The sequence below is a fragment of the Hyphomonas sp. genome (assembly GCF_018402285.1).
GTDB lineage: Bacteria > Pseudomonadota > Alphaproteobacteria > Caulobacterales > Hyphomonadaceae > Hyphomonas.
The window spans coordinates 57,453-73,629 of record NZ_JAGYJH010000005.1 but is presented as its reverse complement, the minus strand read 5'-3'; the positions used below and the strand labels follow the sequence as shown (position 1 = coordinate 73,629).

Sequence of the window (16,177 nt, the reverse complement as noted above, 5' to 3'; positions counted from 1 at the left end):
TTCCGGTCTTCGGCCAAGGCAGAAGCCGGTTGACTGGATTGAACCGGAAATCGGGAATGCGTTCAAATCCACCGATGCGGACAGAACTCCCCGGCCTTCAGGCACCTGGAATGGAGATGCCAGCGTCGATGTTCTCTTTATCCGGCTCGGTTTCCAGGAACCGCATCTAACTCTCGAGCAGGCGCTCCTGGATGCGGGCAAGCTCATCATCATCTACGCCAAGCTCGCTCTTGAATGAAAGCAATGATACTGCCATGCTGAGCTTCGATCGCATCGAGCGTGGCCTCGATATAGGCTGGCTCGGTGCGCATCAGCGGACGGATGACCTCCGGCGGCAGCTGGAACAGGAATGCATACGGGCTTTCCCGATCGCTACCGGACAATCCGACTTCAAATTCTGCCATGAAGTCGACAACCTTTTCCGACAAAGCATAGTCTTCAACGACTGTCTCACGAGGCACACCCAACGCCGACAGGAGAAGCGCTGCGGCAACCCCGGTGCGGTCCTTTCCTGCCGAGCAGTTGAAGGCGAGCGGCAGGCTCCCATTGGCGAGATTGTCAAACATCTCAGCATAGGCGGGCGCATACGTATGATGCATCGACCGGTAGGAACTGATGAACATGTCGCGCACCTTTTCCGCGGTGACCTCCGGATCCATCAGTACCGAGGCAAAAGATTTCGACATGTCCTCTTCTGCCGACGGATCTGCAAAAGTGATGTACTCGATATCTCCACCGCGCCAGTCCGTGGGCTCGCTGGCTCGCTCTTGGGAAGCACGGAAATCGCAGACCACTGAAATGCCAAGACCGGAAATATAATCATAGTCGGAATCCGTCAGGCCCTCCATCACACCCGAACGGTAGGCAAGACCCCATTTCACGCTGCGGCCATCAAGGGTCTGATATCCGCCCAGATCACGGAAGTTTCTGCCGCCTTCGAGCGGGAGGACGCGGTTTGACACTCGCACGGCGTCGCCCGCATCCGGAACAATCAGAAAGTACTGGCGAGGGGCGCCTGCCGGGGCTGTGAAGGTATAGCTTGTATCTTTCAAACCGTCGGCAATCACGCTGCCCTGGCCTAGTGGGAAATCCGGATCGGCAGAGACTTCTATCCGGACCGGAGCATCGGAAACATTGGTTGCCCAGGACAGTTTGTAGTCAGATATTCCTGCTTCGCGGACAACTTCTGCTTCGCTGACAATTATCGCCGGGGACACGTGTGCACCATCTCCCGGCTCACTGGACGGGGGGGGCGGAGCGGGGGCGCACGCCCCCAGGCAGACCAGTGTAGCAAATGCAGTGGAAGTTGAGCGCAACATGACGGGATCCTGGGTTTGGGAGAAAGAGATAACCGGGCAACTTTGACGTTGCCCGGTCGGCAGTCAAACGGGCCTAGAAATCTGCCCGCAATCCGACAAGCCAGTAACGGCCGTATCGCTCAACCTGGTTGGGAAGTTGAGGGACCCCGTCATAGCGGACATCGACGGCATCAGACAGATTGTTGCCATTGGCAAACAGGGTGACCTGCGTGCCGCGCAGATCGTAGGGCAGCGTGTAGCGCAGGGATGCGTCCACACGTTCCTGAGCGTCCCAGAACTCGGCGAGGCTGTCATTCTCGGTCGTCGAGAGCCAGGCGTCCCGGAACTGGTAGTTGAGCCGGGCTGACAGGCCGCCTTTTTCGTAGAAGAGAGAGGCGTTGTAGATCAGGTCGGAAGTTCCCGGCAGGGAGAACTTCACACCGCCATTGGTCTCGAACTCGCTGTCGATCAAGGTCACGTTGCCACTCACGCCCAACCCGTCAAAGGGAGACGGCAAGAGGTTTTCCGCAAGACCGATGAAATTGGCCTCGATACCGGAAAGACGGCCGTTCCGGCCATTGACGAAGCCGTTAAGGGTCCAGGTTTCTCCGGCTGCGGAGGGATCATAAATGCCGCCATCGATCGTTGTCGAGTCAGAGTAGATCACATCTGAAATCTCGCGGTGGAAGGCGCCGACCGAAAGGAGGCTTGCAGGGGCATAATACCATTCCAGGGAGACGTCTCCGCCCCAGGTCCGCTCCGCGTCCAGCGTCGGGTTGCCGCCGCTGACCGACGGCGGTGTCGTGGTCGGATTGATCGAGGCAGAAGCGCGCAATTCAGAATAGTTTGGCCGGGACAGGCCAGTGGTCAGCGATGTACGCAGCTTCAGGTCGTCTCGCAGGTCGAAATTGACATGCAGCGACGGGAGGAAGGCGGTGTAGTCATCGCTGTAGCTGATATCCAGAGACGGTCCGTCTGTGGTGTATTCAGTGTGCTCGACCCGGGCCCCGAAGACAGCGTTTCCGCCCTCGAAAGCCAGCTTGGCCATGGCATAGGCGGCGTAGATGTCTTCCTCGATCACAATTGCCAGATCGCCGGGGATCGCCAGATCGAAACCGCCGACGGCCCGGGACCAGGCATTGCGCAGGCCGGGATTGTCAAAATAGCTGGCGTTGATGCTGTTGGTAAAGTCCGTGTACCAAGGAATGGAGGTTCCAAATGCGCCGATCTGAACGGCCGAAGGAAAACCGCCGGCGATCTGAGCAAAACTGTTGCCCTCGGCTTCGCGCGTATCATACTGGGCGCCAATCTTGACGTCGAGGTCACGGCCCATCAGCGTCAACGGCCTTTCCGCATCAAGCTTGGCTTTCCAGGCCTGATTGTCGAGACGCGCATCGACGAGAATGCCGAGATTGGTGGAAAAGTTGATCTGGTCAAGGCGGATCGGTGTCTGTGTGAACGGTCGCGAAGACATTGACAAGAGGATCGTTCAGGTCGGTGATGTCATAGCTGCCGGCCGCCGTGCCGACGCTGAACGGAATAGGCAGGAACGTGTTGTTCTCGGTCTCCGTATAGTTCAGGCGCGCATCGAGCGCCCACGCGCCCAGTTCAAGTTCGGCGCCCAGCGTGTTGGTGAAAGTCGAGTTGTCATACTCGCCGTCCTGTAGCAGCCGGCGGACAATGACCAGCGGCTCGTAGCCCGTCTCACCTGGCGTCAGCGTCCCGCGGCGTGCGGCGGCGCCGGCGCCGAACTGGAACACGAACTGGGTGCGCTCTTCCTCATCGATGAAGTCGGTGTAGAGCGTGGTGGCAAAGAGCCGGCTGAACGGTCCTTCCGAAGGTCGAAGCTCGATTTTTCCGCCCCAGGCATTGTCTTCGCGGTTGACGAAATAGGAGCGGAAGTCGAGCTGGCTGACCAGATAGTCGCCATTTGTATTGAACGACAGGTCATATTCGCGGTTATCAGTGACCTGCTCACGCCGGTTCTTCGAGGCGAAGGCAACCAGCCCGAGCTGATCGCTCGACCAGGAAATCCGCCCGTTGAGCTTGCTGACGGGTCCCCCGCCCAACTCCTGCTCGCCATAGCCAGCCTCGAGTGAAACGCCGAGGCCTTGCCGGTCGAAGGGGCTGAAGGTCCGGATATTGACGAAACCGGCAACGGCCTCGCCTGGCATGTCCGGGGTTATCGCCTTGTTTGCCTCTACCGAGCTGGTGATCACCGATGGGAAGCTGTCGAAGCGCGGCGTGCGCCCGTTTTCGGCGCCGGGCACCTGGACCCCATCAAAGGCGATCGCGGTATAACGAAAGGGCGCGCCGCGGAAGTTGATGAAGCGGGCCTGCCCCTGGTCTCGTTCGATGGCGATGCCCGGCAGACGGCCAAGCGAGTCAGCGAGGTTCTGGTCGGGGAAGCGCCCGATCGTATCGGCCGCGATGATGTCGACCACATTGTCCGCATTACGCTTGGCATCGATAGCGGCCTGCTGGCTGTCACGAATGGGTGATCCGGTAACAATGACCGTCTGCTGGCGCGCCTCCGTATCATCTGTGGTCTGAGCGACCATACCCGGCGCTGCGATGAGTGCGCCAGCCATGAGAAGATTTAGTTTGAGGGATTTGATCCGCATGCCCGGCTCCTAAAGGTTAACGCCATGCGCATAAGGCTGCTGAACACCTGAACCAAGTCAAAGTTTTACAACACGGATACGACGCTCAAGCTGAAAAAGTTCCAGCAATCCGCCTGTTTTCGTTATACTATCGGAGCCTCGACCCTGTGATGCCCATCAGCACTTCGGACAGATGCTTGATTCTGGAAGGGTAATCTGCTTCAGAGCTGTACGGATGCACCACAGTGAACCCAACCCATCCGAACGGCTTGTCGAAACCGCGCTTGCATTGATGGCCTCGCGCGCAGGGGGACCAGGCCTGCGCGACATTGCGGCAGCCGCAGGCGTCAGCCCATCGCTGATAAACTACAGGTATGGCAACATTGATACGCTCATGGCAGCGGCGCGCGTTGCGTCACTGGAACAGGATGCGCGACGATGGGCGACCTGCCAGCGCGACCTTCTCTCAGCTCCGGTGTCGCGATCTGATCTGGCGGGCCTGCTGAACGAGCTGCTTATTGGCGAAACAAGGCCAGACGACCAGCTTGCGGCGCTGCGTTGGCTGCGTATCCTCGGGGTCGCGCGCGGCCATACTGGCCAGGCAGGCCCCTTCTCAAATGCCGAGCAGGAATTCTGGGCGCTGCTGGGATCGAAACTCGATTTGTCCTCCGGCCAAACGCACACGCTGAAGGCATTCTTCCACGGTCTTGCCTTCGGACACCTGATCGGAGCCGCAAGCCCTGGCTTCCATGCCTGGTCCAGTTCCCTGGTGGATCGTTTTACCCAGCGTCTGCTTGGCAGGCCCGTCTCCTGGACCTGCGCCGACAGCGCCTGGCGATCGATGGCCGCTCAAGCGAGCGAACCGACAGCTGGGATTCGCAGCGAGCATCCGACACGCCAGGCCCTTCTCGAAGCAGCAATCCAGATCATGACGGATGAGGGCGTGAACGCTCTCACTCACCGGCGGCTTGCCACCGAGGCGCACGCGTCGGTCTCGTCCGTGACTCATTTTTTCAATGGCCGGCGCGCAATTTTGAAAGACGCTTACACGCTTCTCTACCAGCGGCTTTGCCAGCGCGCCCTGAGCCAGCTTGAATACAAGGACGAAGCAGGATCGCTTACGCCACGGGCCCTGGCTGAGCGCCTGACTGCCAGTGACCAGCAAGGCGCGCAGAGTAACCGCACTGAACTGATCGGTCTTCTGAATGCGATGTTTGAAGCCTCTCGGGACACCGAGACCGTTCAGCTTGCGCTTTCCCTGTTCGCCCGCTCAGGCGAGACGTCCAGAAACCTGTTGCGCTGCCTGCCCGGTTTTGAAGACGGCGCCGGTTGGCTTGACGCCCAGATTTTTCGCCTTGTTTCAAACGGCCTTGTGTTTCTCTCTCCTGATGAAGCGCCAGGAACCGGAACGTCAGAAGGAGCACGCATGAACGATCGGCTGGGAGACGCGCTCACCTTGTTGTTCAGCAGGCATTAGCAGCCATAGAAACCGACTCCCGGAAATGTCCGTGATGATGAGTGTTGCCCCGGTCTCGGTCTGCGATCCTGATGATGACATTGCGGCGACGCTGCCGGGCGTCCTGGATGCCGACCAAAGGCCATCTGGGCAGGAAACGTCACCCCCCAGGCAGAGACTTGCTTTTTGAGTCTGCCGGCACAAGCATGCGCAGATGACAGTCAGGAGGCGCGTGAGATGAACAACGCTGAAGTGGCAGAGGCGCTTTTTGCCGCCCTTGCTGACGGGAACGATACAGCCGTTCGAGGTCTGTGCTCGGACGAACTTTGCGTGCGCCAGAACAATGGTCGCCCCTTCGGCCTGGATGCTCTGCTCGCATTCAACACGGCCGTAGGGCAGATTGTGAAGGCGTTCCGCTATGAGAATGCCGTGCGGTCCGCCACAACCACCGGGTTCGTCGAGGAACATGCCGTCAGAGGCACCTTGCCTTGCGGAACGACGCTCGATCTCCTCGTATGCGTGGTCGCCGATGTCTGCGGCGGCAGGGTGACCCATGTCCGGGAGTATTTCGATAGTGCCGCGGCAGCGGACCTGATCGCTGTGCTCGGGTCGATCGCCCCGACAGAACCGCTGCCATCAGCACCGTCGAACCTGAGTTGATCAGCTTGCCTATAGCCGGACACAGTCCTGGATCAGCCTCTCACCCATGGTCTCGTCAGGCGGTGATACCAACAGGGCTTCAGGGGTCCGCCCCCGTCCCCGATCGGAAGATTTCAGGGGCCAGACAGCACAGCGTGCCCCTGGATTCGCCAAGGACCCCGCGATAAACGCGAGCAGTCTCTGCAGCCGGCTCACCCGCAGATCTCAGGCAACAGGAAGTTCGCGCCGTTTACGACCGCAGCGATGTCAATCTTGCCCGCTCCCGATCCTTTTCTGACAAATTAAGTGAGTGTACGCAGGCGCCGGACGAGGCGAACTTCATGGTTTTGCATGCGCGGCAAACGCGATGTCATCCGCCCCCGCACCGCCGGGCCGGAAGGCTCAGAATCCGAGCACGATTGTTCACATGATTGTTCACGCGCCGGCTAACCTCATGTCCGTGCGTGGTGCCGGTTGGTTTCATGGCCGCGCCGCAAGAGCAGAGCGTGAGAGACACCCCTCACCTGTCCGGCTGTCCTGTCTGACCGATCCCCGAATGTCTTCAAGCCAGCCGCTGTTTACCTGACAAGGCAGACCCCAATCAGCGCGTCAATGCGTCGAGGATTGCCGGAAGCGCCTGCCGCGCCTTCGCCCGCATCTCCTCATCGGTCGCGTCCTGGATCGGATGCGGGACAAGAACATAGCGTGCGTCCGGCATGCCGAGCGCGCTGCGCTGGAAATCAGCGGCTTCATCGAACTCCGAAGACGCAATGGAGACTGACGGGATTCCCTGGATTTCAAACCAGACTGTATCGTGCAGACTGCACGTCGTACAGGAACCTCAGTCGGCCAGAGCTTCGACCAGATAATCGACCTCGCCCGCAATGTCGCGACGCAGGTCATCGGGACAGGGTTTGGTGAAGGTCGGCTTGGCAAAGCGCTTCACGGTGATCTCCGGCGCGGCCGCCTTCAATTGCCGCTCAAGCTCGTCGAGCAGCACGTTGCCACGCGGCTTGCGGATGTCGAGCAGGCCAATCGTGCCCTGCAGGGATCCCGCGCGCGGGGTGATCTGGCGTGTAACGGGCTTTCGTTCATCGGTCGGATCGAGAATTACGGTCATCTTTCACCCTTGTGCTGCGAACGTTCGCCCCGAGCATACATGTTTGTACGCCCGGCTCCAGCCTCAATCGATCTTGCGCGAGACCGACTGAGACCCGATCTCCCCCGTCGCCCAGCCATGAAAGGCCGAGCTGAACTTGCCCGCGTCTGATCCGGCCACGACGATGTGAATGTATTCCTCGCCGGCAAACTTCGGCACGCGGGCCTCCAGCTTCCCGGGACCCATCTTTTCAGCGCTGGATCTCGGGATCCCCGCCCCGGATGTGTCGCTTGCCACCATTTCGCTCAGAGGCCGCATCGTTACCTCCTGAATGCGGGCGCGCAACTGCGCCTTGGTATAGGGCCCTTCGCTCATCAGCGTATCGATATGTTCCGGGCAGACGACGAGCAGCGCGTCGATCGGCATGTTCCTCAGCTTCGGCAGAAATACCCCTTCCAGCCCGAGGCCGATCGATCCGGCGACCTGTTGAGGCGTGCGCGATTCCTGGTCGACGATGTGAACCGGCCCGCCTGTCATCGCAAAGACCGTGACGACCGAATCTTCCTTGTTGAACCCGCGCTCGACATGCAGCGGCGGCCAGGGCGAGCGTTCCTCATTCTCGGCAAAGCACATCGTGTATTTCATCGGATTGCCCAGCGTGGAGCGCTCCACCCCGCCCGGCTTGCCGCCGCCGACATTACCGACGATCAGGCGCAGCGCCCGCCCGATCGTGGCATTGGCACGGTTGCCCGAGCCGAGGGCGCCGAGGCCCTTGTTCATGCCGATCCGGTCCCGGATCGGCCCGTTGACCACAATTACCGGCGCGGCTCCCATTGTGGTCGCCGTTACGCCGTGGATGTTGAACGCGTCGGTACACACCGCCTCCAGGGCCGCAATCAGAACCGGCATGTATTCCGGTCTGCACCCGGCCATGACCGCGTTGATGGCAATCTTTTCGGTCGTCGCCTGTCCCATATTGGGCGGAACAATTGCAATCACCTCCTGCGGCGCACGGCGTGTTCCCGACAACATCCTGAGCACCCGTTCAGGGGTCGGCGGCACCAGGGGCAAGCCGTCGGAGAAGCCCTGATCGAACATGAACTCGATCACGTCATCGGCCTCGGCAATCTCGATGCGGCGCGCCATCAGCGCCTGGCCATCCGCGGCGGCGCGCAGCCTGTCATGGATTTCCGGATAGAGGTGGCGGGAGCCGCATCCGGGGCGCCAGGCCGGCAGGCTCTCCCAGTCGATCCCGGCCGCGGGCAGGTCAAGGCTCGCGGCGAGGCCGGCGCTGAGCGTTTCCCATTCGGAGCGAACGAAGCCCTCAAAATGGTCCCTGACCGTGCCGTCGGCGTTCATCCAGAATACCGATGGCACGATCTCGATGTCCCAGTCGAAGGAGGTCTGGCAGCCCGTGTCCTCCAGCACCGGAACGGTCAGGCCATGACGCGCGCTGAAGACGGCATTGTCCTCGCCCGACTGGGCCGGCATCAGAACCTGAATTTTCCCGCCATACGCCTTGTGAAACGCCTCCACCACCGGCGCCGCCGTGTTGCAGGTCTCGCAGTCTTCCTTGACGAACACGACGAGGGCTGCGCCGCCTGCCGCAAAGGCATGCCGGCTTCCCGACAGAGACAAGAGGGAAAAGGCCGGCCTTGTTTCGCTCATGGGGTAACTCCTTCGCCCTTTGCCGGCCTGCGGGTCACCCGAAGCCGCTCCTTTGCACAACAGCCCCGGCTATGGCGGAGGTGGATGGGAATCGAACCCACCACACGCCTTGCCGGCGTGTCCATAGTTTTGAAGACCAGGGAAGCCACCAGACTCCGGTCACCTCCGGAAGGATCACAGTAACGGCGCCGGGGCCTGCGTCAAATGTCAGACCATGCGCCGTGTGTCGCCCTGCCGCGAGGTAATGCCCTCCGCGTCGAGATATTCCAGCAGCGGTACAACATGCCGGCGGGTTGTCTTGAGGGCCTCGCGCGCCGCTCCGGTCGTAAATGCGGTTTGGCCGGGAAAACGCTCTCTGAGCATCTGAATGGCTGAGGAGACCGCCTCTGCATGAAAGCAGAGCCTCTGCTTGAGCGAGACATTATTGAGCGCGATCACAGCGCCCGAGCCGATCAGCAGCTCAAGCAGTTCGGCGTCTTCCGGGGCCCCGATCAGCGCCGCGCGCCCGGGCGGCGTCAGACCCTGCGCCCGGAGTTGGCCGGCAAGGCGTTCCATCCGCGCCGCCTGGTCGGGGGTCAGGTGATCGGACGGGTTATGAGCGGCAAGCGCCACATAGCCCCCGGACAGACCGATCACGCCCGCAGCGGCAAGGCTGTCCTCGACATGGGCGCTGAGCATCGGCGAGGCGTGCCTCGCCCGGATCTCCGAAACGGGCGCGCGGGGTCTCAGCCTATGCCTTGCATGATAGGCAGCAAGCCGGGCGAGGTAGGCCTCCTTTGCCTGGCTCACGGCGGCGGCCGGCGAAACAGACCCGTCTGCGATCAGCGTGAAGGCGGCGCCGAGACCGGCCTGCACGGACGCTTCGGGTGCCCGCGCCAGACGGGCGACATCTCTGAGACGCGCCGCGCCGCCCTGCTCGGCGGCGAGAGACGCTGCCAGAGCGGGCATGTCCCCGCGATCAGCAGCCTGCAATGTGGCAAGCCGCAGAGCCTTCCCGGCTGCCAGAGGCGCCGCCGCCGGATCGAGGAGGATGGCGCTGCCAAGGGTACGGCCCGGCGAAAGGCTGCGCAGGACAGCGCGCTGACCGGCAAAGGCGGCGACCGGCGCCGGGAACCGCAACCGGGCAAAGCCGGTCCCGCCCGGGCTGACCTGCCGGCTGCCAAACAGACGGAGCCTCGCCACCCCCTGCCCTGTTCCATACAGCACACGGACTTCCTCCATGTGACGGACGGCGCGACCTGCGCCAGCAGACACAGACACCGCGACGTCAATGTCGAGCGAGGCTGAGACAGCGCCCGGCGCGTGAACGACATCCCCGGGCCTGATCGCGGAAGCGGCAACGCCCCGCAGGTTGAGCGCGGTGCGCTCACCGGCCTGCGCGGCAGATACCGTCTGCCCGCGCACCTCGATCCGGCGGATCGTGACACTCTGCCCGGACGGCGACAGCATGAGATCGTCCCCGGGCCTCAGCGATCCGCCAAGCAGCGTGCCGGTCACCACCGTCCCGTGCCCCTCGGCAACAAAGACCCGGTCTATGGCGAGCCAGGCAGCAGAAGGTCCTTCCCCTGGCTGAAGCCCGGCGAGGCCGCCAAGCGCTGCGGCCAGATCTTCCAGCCCTTCTCCGGTCAATGCCGAGCAGAAGATCAGCGGCGCCCCGCCAAACGAGGTTGCGGCAAGTGCCGCCTGCAGGGCAGCCTTCCGGCCGGCCCGTCCGGACGCCTCCACCAGGTCGGCCTTGCTCAGGACGACGATGCCGGCACCGATACCCAGGGTTTCGATGATCGCGATGTGTTCCAGCGTCTGGGCTTCAACCCCGTCGGCAGCAGAGACGACCAGCACTGCGCGGCGGGCGCCCGCCGCGCCGCGCACCATGGCAGGAATGAAGTTTTCGTGGCCCGGTGCATCGACCAGATCGATCATCGTGTCGCCCCATTGCAGGAAGGCAAAACCAGGCGTGATCGAGAGCCCCCTGGCTCTTTCTTCAGGAAGCCTGTCGGTGTCTGTCCCGGTCAGCGCCCGCACCAGCGAGGTCTTGCCATGGTCGACATGCCCGATCACGATGACAGGGCAGGTCTTCACCGGGGCGCCAGACCGCCAAAGGCTGCGACAATATCCGGAAGATCCTCCTCTGTCAGTGTGCGGATATCCATCACAAACCGGTCATCACGGATAATCCCGATGACAGGCGGGCGGGCGGCCCGCAGAGCCGCCGCGAGTGCGTCGGGCGACAACGGCGCCACGGTCACGGTGACCACATAGCTCTCAAGGGTCTGCTGGGGCAGTGACCCGCCCCCGACACGGGCCCTGCCCGGCATGACCTTCACATCCGAGATGCCGGCGGCAGCGAGTGACCCGGCAAGCCGGTGCGCCCTTGCTTCGATTTCCTCCTTGGACTGCGCGATCGCGCGTAGAACCGGCACCTTTCGGAACGGGTCATTGGGAGCCCGGTAGAGGCGCAAGGTTGCCTCCAACGCTGCAAGCGAGAGCTTGTCTATGCGCACGGCGCGGCAGAGCGGATGCTTTCTCAGGCTGAAAATGATGTCAGCACGGCCCGCGATAATCCCGCACTGGGGGCCGCCGAGAAGCTTGTCGCCAGAAAACATTACGACATCCACGCCCGATTTCAGCACATCAGAAACCAGCGGCTCCTCGGGCAGACCATAGGGAGCCAGATCGACAAGGACACCGCTTCCCAGGTCTTCCATGAAGATCGTGCCGGTCTCGCGCGCCAGAACGGCAAGATCTTCGCGCAGCGGCGCATGGGTGAACCCGACGATCTGGTAATTGCTGGTATGGCTCTTCAGAAGGACCGCTGTGTCCGCATCGATCGCCGCCGCATAATCGGACGCGCGTGTCTTGTTGGTGGCGCCCACTTCCTTCAGCGTCGCGCCACTCTGGGCGATCACATCGGGCAAGCGGAAGGAGCCCCCGATCTCGATCAGTTCCCCCCGGGACGCGATGACCTTTCGCCCCTGAGCGGTTGCCATCAGGCTGAGGAGGACAGCCGCCGCGCAATTGTTCACCACAAGCGCCGCCTCCGCGCCGGTCAGCTGGCAGATCAGTTCTTCGACGTGCGTGTAGCGCGAGCCGCGCCGGCCGGTGGCAAGATCGAGCTCGAGGTTGGACGCATGGGCGCCCGCAGCCTGCACGGCAGCCATCGCTTCAGGCGCCAGACGCGCCCGTCCGAGATTGGTGTGGATGATGATGCCGGTTGCGTTGACTGCGGCCACCAGGTTCGGCCTTCGGCTCGTTTCGATGCCGGCTGCCAGGCGGCTGGCAAAGTCTGCGCTCTCAAAGTCTGGCAGACGGTCCATGCGCCCGGCCTGCACCGCTTCACGAACCTCCTGCAAAGCAGTCCGCAGCGCATCGGCGACCTCGTCACGCGAAAACGCCGCCTGCAGCCTCACCATGGCCCCCGTGGAGAGCAGCGCGTCCATCCGGGGCAGATGTCTCAAGAGATTGCTCATGCGCGCCCCTTCGGCTGCCTCGCCCGACACTAGGCGCAGACGGCGCCCGATCAAGGTATGCCGCAGGGGCGGGCCCTTCGCCGGCCGCACGCCCGGGCAGCCCTCAACCGCCGCCTTCTTCCCGCCTGGCAGATTCATGCCTTTGCACGTCGACGACCCCTGAACGCGATCGGCCGGGCGGCCTAGGCCCAAGGGCTGGCCTCACGGCGTATGCGGCCGCCGCAGACGGCCCCCATTTGCATCGGCATACGGAAGGAGCGTCCAGCCGCCGGGCGCGGGCGAGACCCTCCTCCGGAGAGGTCATGTCCAAAGGAGTTCCCAATGACACAGGTTCGTGCGTATTTTTTTGCTGCGGCAGCTATCCTGCCTTTTGCCCTCCTTGCGGGTCCGGCTTCAGCACAGGAGTCCGAAGGCCGGTTTCAGCTAAAGGCTTTTCTGACCACTGTGCAGCCGGACGCGGCGATTACCGGGGTAAACACCGATCTGATCGGGCTTGCGCCAGGTTCGCAGACCAGCGCCAGTAATTCCGTGATCCCGACCATCGCGGCAGAATACTTCTTTTCCCCCGAATTTTCCGTAGAGACGATCTGCTGCGTGACCCCGCACGAAGTTGACGGGGAAGGTCCCCTCGCCGGCGCCTCGCTTATCGATGACGTCATAATCCTGCCCGCAACGGTCACGGCGAAGTATCACTTTACCGGTTTCGACAGTTTCAAACCTTATGTCGGCGCCGGTCCTGCCTATTTCCACATTTTCAATGAGGAAGTCGGCGCGGATGCGGCGGCGCTGGGCGCGACCGGGGCTGATCTGTCTGACGAATTCGGCTTTGCCCTTCAGGCCGGCGTCGACGTGCCTCTCAATGACAATGGCCTTGGCCTCTCCTTCGACGCGAAGCGCTACTTCATCGACACGACGGCCACCTTCCGCGCAGGGTCAGCCATTGCGCTGCAGACCGAGCACGAACTCGACCCATGGGTCATCAGCGTCGGGCTCGCTTACCGGTTCTGATCCTGCCGGCATCACCCGAGAGGCGCGGCAGTTTCCCGGCTGCCGCGCCGCGTTCATTTGACGGCGCCTGATACCAGATTGTGCCGCTCTATCCGCTCGATCACGGCATCGACAGGTTCGGGCGCACAGTCACCGGCAGGGGCCCGGCCCGCAGACTTTAAGGATCATGCGGTGGGCTTCAGGCCCTCTTCATTGGGGCGGCGCGAAGCGGCAATCGTCCCGAACCACGTGGTCGGACCTGCAATCCGGGCTGCTTTACTTCCCCTGCCTGCAAGTCCATCCTCGACGCATCGGCGACACACCGGCGGGAGGTATTCATGCACTTTGAACTCATCGAAGAACACAGGATGTTGCAGGACCTTGTCGCGCGGTTTGTGCGGGAGAACCTGATCCCGCTTGAGCAGAAGGTCCTCGAACGCGATGCCCGGGGAGAAGGCGCCTATCTGACCCGGGAAGAGCGCGACCGTATCGATGCGCGCTCGCACGACCTGGGGCTTTGGGGGCTGGATGCGCCCCAGGATGTGGGCGGAACTGACCTGCCCGCAGTCGCGATGGTCGGCGTCAACATTGAGATGGGGAAGACCTGCGTTCCCTACTACCTGCCACCGGACTCGCCAAACCTGCGCATGCTTATGGCGACGGTGAACGAGGACCAGCGTGAGCGATATCTCGCGCCTTATGTTCAGAAGCGCCTGGTTTCAGCCATCGGGATTTCCGAGCCGGGCGCGGGCGCTGATCCCGCCGCCATGATCACGCGCGCAGTGCGTGAAGGCGACGAATGGATCATCAACGGCCGCAAGATCTGGATCAGCCGCGCGCAGGAGGCTGACTTCACCATCCTGATGGCCGTGACCGACAAGGAGAAGGGCGCGCGCGGCGGCATCTCAGCCTTCCTGGTGGATCGCGGGACGCCCGGCTTCAAAGTGCTTCGGCGCATTCCGATGCTCGGCGGCCAGTTCACTTACGAAGTGGTGCTGGAAGATTGCCGCGTGCCGGCAGCGAACCTTCTGGGCCAGGAAGGACAAGGCTTTGCGCCGATGCAGGTGCGCCTCTCCACGCGGCGCCTGCAGATGGCGAGCTGGTCGATTGGCATGGCGCAACGCGCTCTGGACATGATGCTGGACTATGCGCCCCAGCGCGTGGTGTTCGGCGAGCCGCTCGCGAACCGACAGGCGGTGCAGGGGTGGATCGCTGACGCCTGGACGCGTATCAAAGCAGCCACGCTGATGACATATGAAACAGCATGGAAGCTGGATCGCGGCGCGGACGTGCGCACCGACATCTCATCGGTGAAAGCCTATGCGACCGAAATGGCCTACGAAGTGTTGGATCACGCCATGCAGATGCATGGCGCCATGGGCATGACGAAGGAGATCCCCCTCTCCCTCATGTCCGGCCATCTGCGCACCATGCGTATCTATGATGGTCCCACCGAAGTGCACAAATGGGTGGTCGCAAGAAATCTGCTGGGATTGAAGCGTTGAGCGCGATGCCCACCCGCATCGGCGATATCCATATCGTGCGCGATGACTTCGTCGCGACCGTCACCATCGACCGGCCTCCGGTCAATTCGATGAGCGTCGGTCTCATGCGCGATCTCGCTGACGCGCTCGAAGCCCTCGGCAAGGATGGCCTTACGCGAGCGGTTGTTCTGGCTGCAGGCGGCAACGTGTTCTGCGCCGGCGCCGACCTGACACGGCGCGCCGACGAAATCGGCATCGCGGCTCAAGCCGACGCGCCTGGCACCAATCCGCTATACGAACAGGCCGTAAGGCTGTTTTCCACCGAGTTGCCCATCGTGGCCGCGATACAGGGCGCGGCAGTCGGGGCCGGGTTGGGGCTCTCGATGGTTGCAGATATGCGCATCGCGGCGCCGGAGGCGAGGTTTGCCGCCAACTTCGTGAAGCTGGGTTTCCATCCAGGCTTTGGATTGACCTATACCTTACCGCGCCTGATCGGACGCAACCCGGCTGAGGTCATGCTTTTGACGGGCGCGCGCATCGATGCGGCAGAAGCCCAGCGTATAGGACTGGTAAACGAAATTGTCCTTCGGAAGGACCTGCTTTCGGCAGCGCAGACGCACGCAGCCTCCATAGCAGAAAACGCGCCGCTGGCTGTGCGCTCGACACGAAAGACACTGCGCGCCGATCTCGCTGAGGGTGTCCGCGCGGCGACGGACCGCGAATTCAAAGAGCAGCAATGGCTGATGAAGACGGACGATTTCGGCGAGGGCGTGAAGGCCGTAAACGAACGCCGTCCGGGGGACTTCAGGGGCTGCTGAAGCGCGCCGATACAGCCGGGAAGATTTTGACCGCTGGGGCGAGAGTTTCGCAGATTTCCGAGCCAGATGGCAGGGAGGCCTCACGCGGCAGACACGCGAAAATCATCCGGCTCCGGAAGAGAGTGAAGAATAAAGGTTCGGCCGTCTCCCGATCATCGATCTTTATCTCGCCTGCGCGTGCCCGGTCTTCGAGATCGGTTGCAAGCACCGCCCGCATGGCCACGGCCACCTGCTTTTTCCAGACCTCCGACATTTCCGAGCAGGTCGGCTCCGATGCTCATGACCCACCAGCTTCAGAGACACTTCGATCCGGTCGTTGCCATGCCGGGCTGATACCCGGCAGAACATCACCGAGACGTGTCATCGGCCAGGCTGGCCATGATCGGGTCGTGGCGCTTACCGCGCTGCGCCCATTGTGTCGGGCCCGGCAGAGGGCCCCATCCTGCAGCGCGTTGGGACTGGTCGGTCTTCGCCCGAATGAGACGTAAACACTGCAGGCGGCGCAGAGGCAGAAGTCCGATCTCCACCTTTCTGGCAGCAGGGGGCTCAGTTTTCATATCACGGCCCGGCGCAGCGGCCCGGTTCGTGTCTTGTCTGCCCGATCACCTTCTTTGTCCTGCAATTGGGGGAATTGCCCCATGCCAGAACGTCTGCCCCC

At 62.4% G+C, this 16,177-nt stretch carries 14 protein-coding genes and 1 tRNA gene; 6 read left to right on the top strand and 9 right to left on the bottom strand.

Annotated features, from left to right (window positions below):
• Nucleotides 1-238 (top strand): hypothetical protein (locus KG722_RS11715; protein WP_213271971.1); only part of this gene is annotated, 238 nt, incomplete at its 5' end.
• Here KG722_RS11715 and KG722_RS11710 read toward each other — a convergent pair.
• The 3 genes from KG722_RS11710 to KG722_RS11700 all read right to left on the bottom strand — a co-directional run bounded on the left by KG722_RS11710 (nt 210) and on the right by KG722_RS11700 (nt 3,922).
• Entirely contained in the window at nt 210-1,319 is a 1,110-nt protein-coding gene (locus tag KG722_RS11710) for a tyrosine-protein phosphatase (RefSeq protein WP_213271970.1), read from the bottom strand. The two genes, KG722_RS11715 and KG722_RS11710, sit on opposite strands and share 29 nt — an antisense overlap.
• Nucleotides 1,320-1,392: 73 nt before the next feature.
• Nucleotides 1,393-2,772 (bottom strand): TonB-dependent receptor, encoded by a 1,380-nt coding sequence (locus KG722_RS11705; RefSeq protein ID WP_213271969.1) that lies wholly within the window; start codon nt 2,770-2,772, stop codon nt 1,393-1,395.
• Nucleotides 2,732-3,922, bottom strand: a complete 1,191-nt coding sequence (locus KG722_RS11700) for a TonB-dependent receptor plug domain-containing protein (protein WP_213271968.1) — start codon at nt 3,920-3,922, stop codon at nt 2,732-2,734. The genes KG722_RS11705 and KG722_RS11700 overlap by 41 nt, the downstream gene beginning before the upstream one ends.
• 214 nt (nt 3,923-4,136) lie before the next feature.
• Between KG722_RS11700 and KG722_RS11695 the strand changes: the two genes are divergently transcribed.
• Both KG722_RS11695 and KG722_RS11690 read left to right on the top strand, forming a co-directional pair.
• Complete coding sequence (locus KG722_RS11695) at nt 4,137-5,378, top strand: TetR family transcriptional regulator (protein WP_213271967.1); 1,242 nt, start codon at nt 4,137-4,139, stop codon at nt 5,376-5,378.
• Between the two features lie 216 nt (nt 5,379-5,594).
• Complete coding sequence (locus KG722_RS11690) at nt 5,595-6,017, top strand: nuclear transport factor 2 family protein (protein ID WP_213271966.1); 423 nt, start codon at nt 5,595-5,597, stop codon at nt 6,015-6,017.
• Nucleotides 6,018-6,597: 580 nt separating this feature from the next.
• On the opposite strand, the gene KG722_RS15200 is transcribed toward KG722_RS11690, so the two are convergent.
• From KG722_RS15200 to selA, 5 genes are all read right to left on the bottom strand, one after another.
• Nucleotides 6,598-7,116 carry a UGSC family (seleno)protein gene (locus KG722_RS15200; RefSeq protein WP_300998468.1) on the bottom strand — a complete coding sequence of 173 codons (519 nt, stop codon included), beginning with the start codon at nt 7,114-7,116 and terminating at the stop codon, nt 6,598-6,600.
• Between the two features lie 63 nt (nt 7,117-7,179).
• Nucleotides 7,180-8,763 carry a TlpA disulfide reductase family protein gene (locus KG722_RS11680; protein ID WP_213271964.1) on the bottom strand — a complete coding sequence of 528 codons (1,584 nt, stop codon included), beginning with the start codon at nt 8,761-8,763 and terminating at the stop codon, nt 7,180-7,182.
• A 72-nt stretch (nt 8,764-8,835) separates the two neighbouring features.
• Nucleotides 8,836-8,930, bottom strand: a tRNA-Sec gene (locus KG722_RS11675).
• 40 nt (nt 8,931-8,970) lie between these two features.
• Nucleotides 8,971-10,842 carry a selenocysteine-specific translation elongation factor gene (selB, locus tag KG722_RS15485; RefSeq protein WP_213271963.1) on the bottom strand — a complete coding sequence of 624 codons (1,872 nt, stop codon included), beginning with the start codon at nt 10,840-10,842 and terminating at the stop codon, nt 8,971-8,973.
• The gene (gene selA / locus KG722_RS11665; RefSeq protein ID WP_300998467.1) at nt 10,839-12,218 is read right to left on the bottom strand and encodes an L-seryl-tRNA(Sec) selenium transferase; all 1,380 of its coding nucleotides are present in this window, start codon (nt 12,216-12,218) and stop codon (nt 10,839-10,841) included. Before selA ends, selB begins: the two co-directional genes overlap by 4 nt.
• 333 nt (nt 12,219-12,551) lie before the next feature.
• Here selA and KG722_RS11660 point away from each other — a divergent pair, with 333 nt between their 5' ends.
• The 3 genes from KG722_RS11660 to KG722_RS11650 all read left to right on the top strand — a co-directional run bounded on the left by KG722_RS11660 (nt 12,552) and on the right by KG722_RS11650 (nt 15,519).
• On the top strand, nt 12,552-13,238 hold the full coding sequence (locus KG722_RS11660; RefSeq protein ID WP_213271961.1) for an OmpW family outer membrane protein: 687 nt from the start codon (nt 12,552-12,554) through the stop codon (nt 13,236-13,238).
• Nucleotides 13,239-13,555: 317 nt separating this feature from the next.
• Complete coding sequence (locus KG722_RS11655) at nt 13,556-14,722, top strand: acyl-CoA dehydrogenase (RefSeq protein WP_213271960.1); 1,167 nt, start codon at nt 13,556-13,558, stop codon at nt 14,720-14,722.
• A 5-nt stretch (nt 14,723-14,727) separates the two neighbouring features.
• Nucleotides 14,728-15,519, top strand: a complete 792-nt coding sequence (locus KG722_RS11650; RefSeq protein ID WP_300998472.1) for an enoyl-CoA hydratase-related protein — start codon at nt 14,728-14,730, stop codon at nt 15,517-15,519.
• Here KG722_RS11650 and KG722_RS15480 read toward each other — a convergent pair.
• Entirely contained in the window at nt 15,506-15,772 is a 267-nt protein-coding gene (locus KG722_RS15480) for a TetR/AcrR family transcriptional regulator C-terminal domain-containing protein (protein WP_213271958.1), read from the bottom strand. The genes KG722_RS11650 and KG722_RS15480 overlap by 14 nt on opposite strands.
• Nucleotides 15,773-16,177: the final 405 nt, after the last annotated feature.

Bases quoted from the DNA above. Each gene is read 5' to 3' on its own strand.
- KG722_RS11710 (WP_213271970.1), bottom strand. From the start codon at position 1,319: ATGTTGCGCTCAACTTCCACTGCATTTGCTACACTGGTCTGCCTGGGG.
- KG722_RS11705 (WP_213271969.1), bottom strand. From the start codon at position 2,772: ATGTCTTCGCGACCGTTCACACAGACACCGATCCGCCTTGACCAGATC.
- KG722_RS11700 (WP_213271968.1), bottom strand. From the start codon at position 3,922: ATGCGGATCAAATCCCTCAAACTAAATCTTCTCATGGCTGGCGCACTC.
- KG722_RS11695 (WP_213271967.1), top strand. From the start codon at position 4,137: ATGCACCACAGTGAACCCAACCCATCCGAACGGCTTGTCGAAACCGCG.
- KG722_RS11690 (WP_213271966.1), top strand. From the start codon at position 5,595: ATGAACAACGCTGAAGTGGCAGAGGCGCTTTTTGCCGCCCTTGCTGAC.
- KG722_RS11680 (WP_213271964.1), bottom strand. From the start codon at position 8,763: ATGAGCGAAACAAGGCCGGCCTTTTCCCTCTTGTCTCTGTCGGGAAGC.
- KG722_RS11660 (WP_213271961.1), top strand. From the start codon at position 12,552: ATGACACAGGTTCGTGCGTATTTTTTTGCTGCGGCAGCTATCCTGCCT.
- KG722_RS11655 (WP_213271960.1), top strand. From the start codon at position 13,556: ATGCACTTTGAACTCATCGAAGAACACAGGATGTTGCAGGACCTTGTC.
- KG722_RS11650 (WP_300998472.1), top strand. From the start codon at position 14,728: ATGCCCACCCGCATCGGCGATATCCATATCGTGCGCGATGACTTCGTC.
- KG722_RS15480 (WP_213271958.1), bottom strand. From the start codon at position 15,772: ATGTCGGAGGTCTGGAAAAAGCAGGTGGCCGTGGCCATGCGGGCGGTG.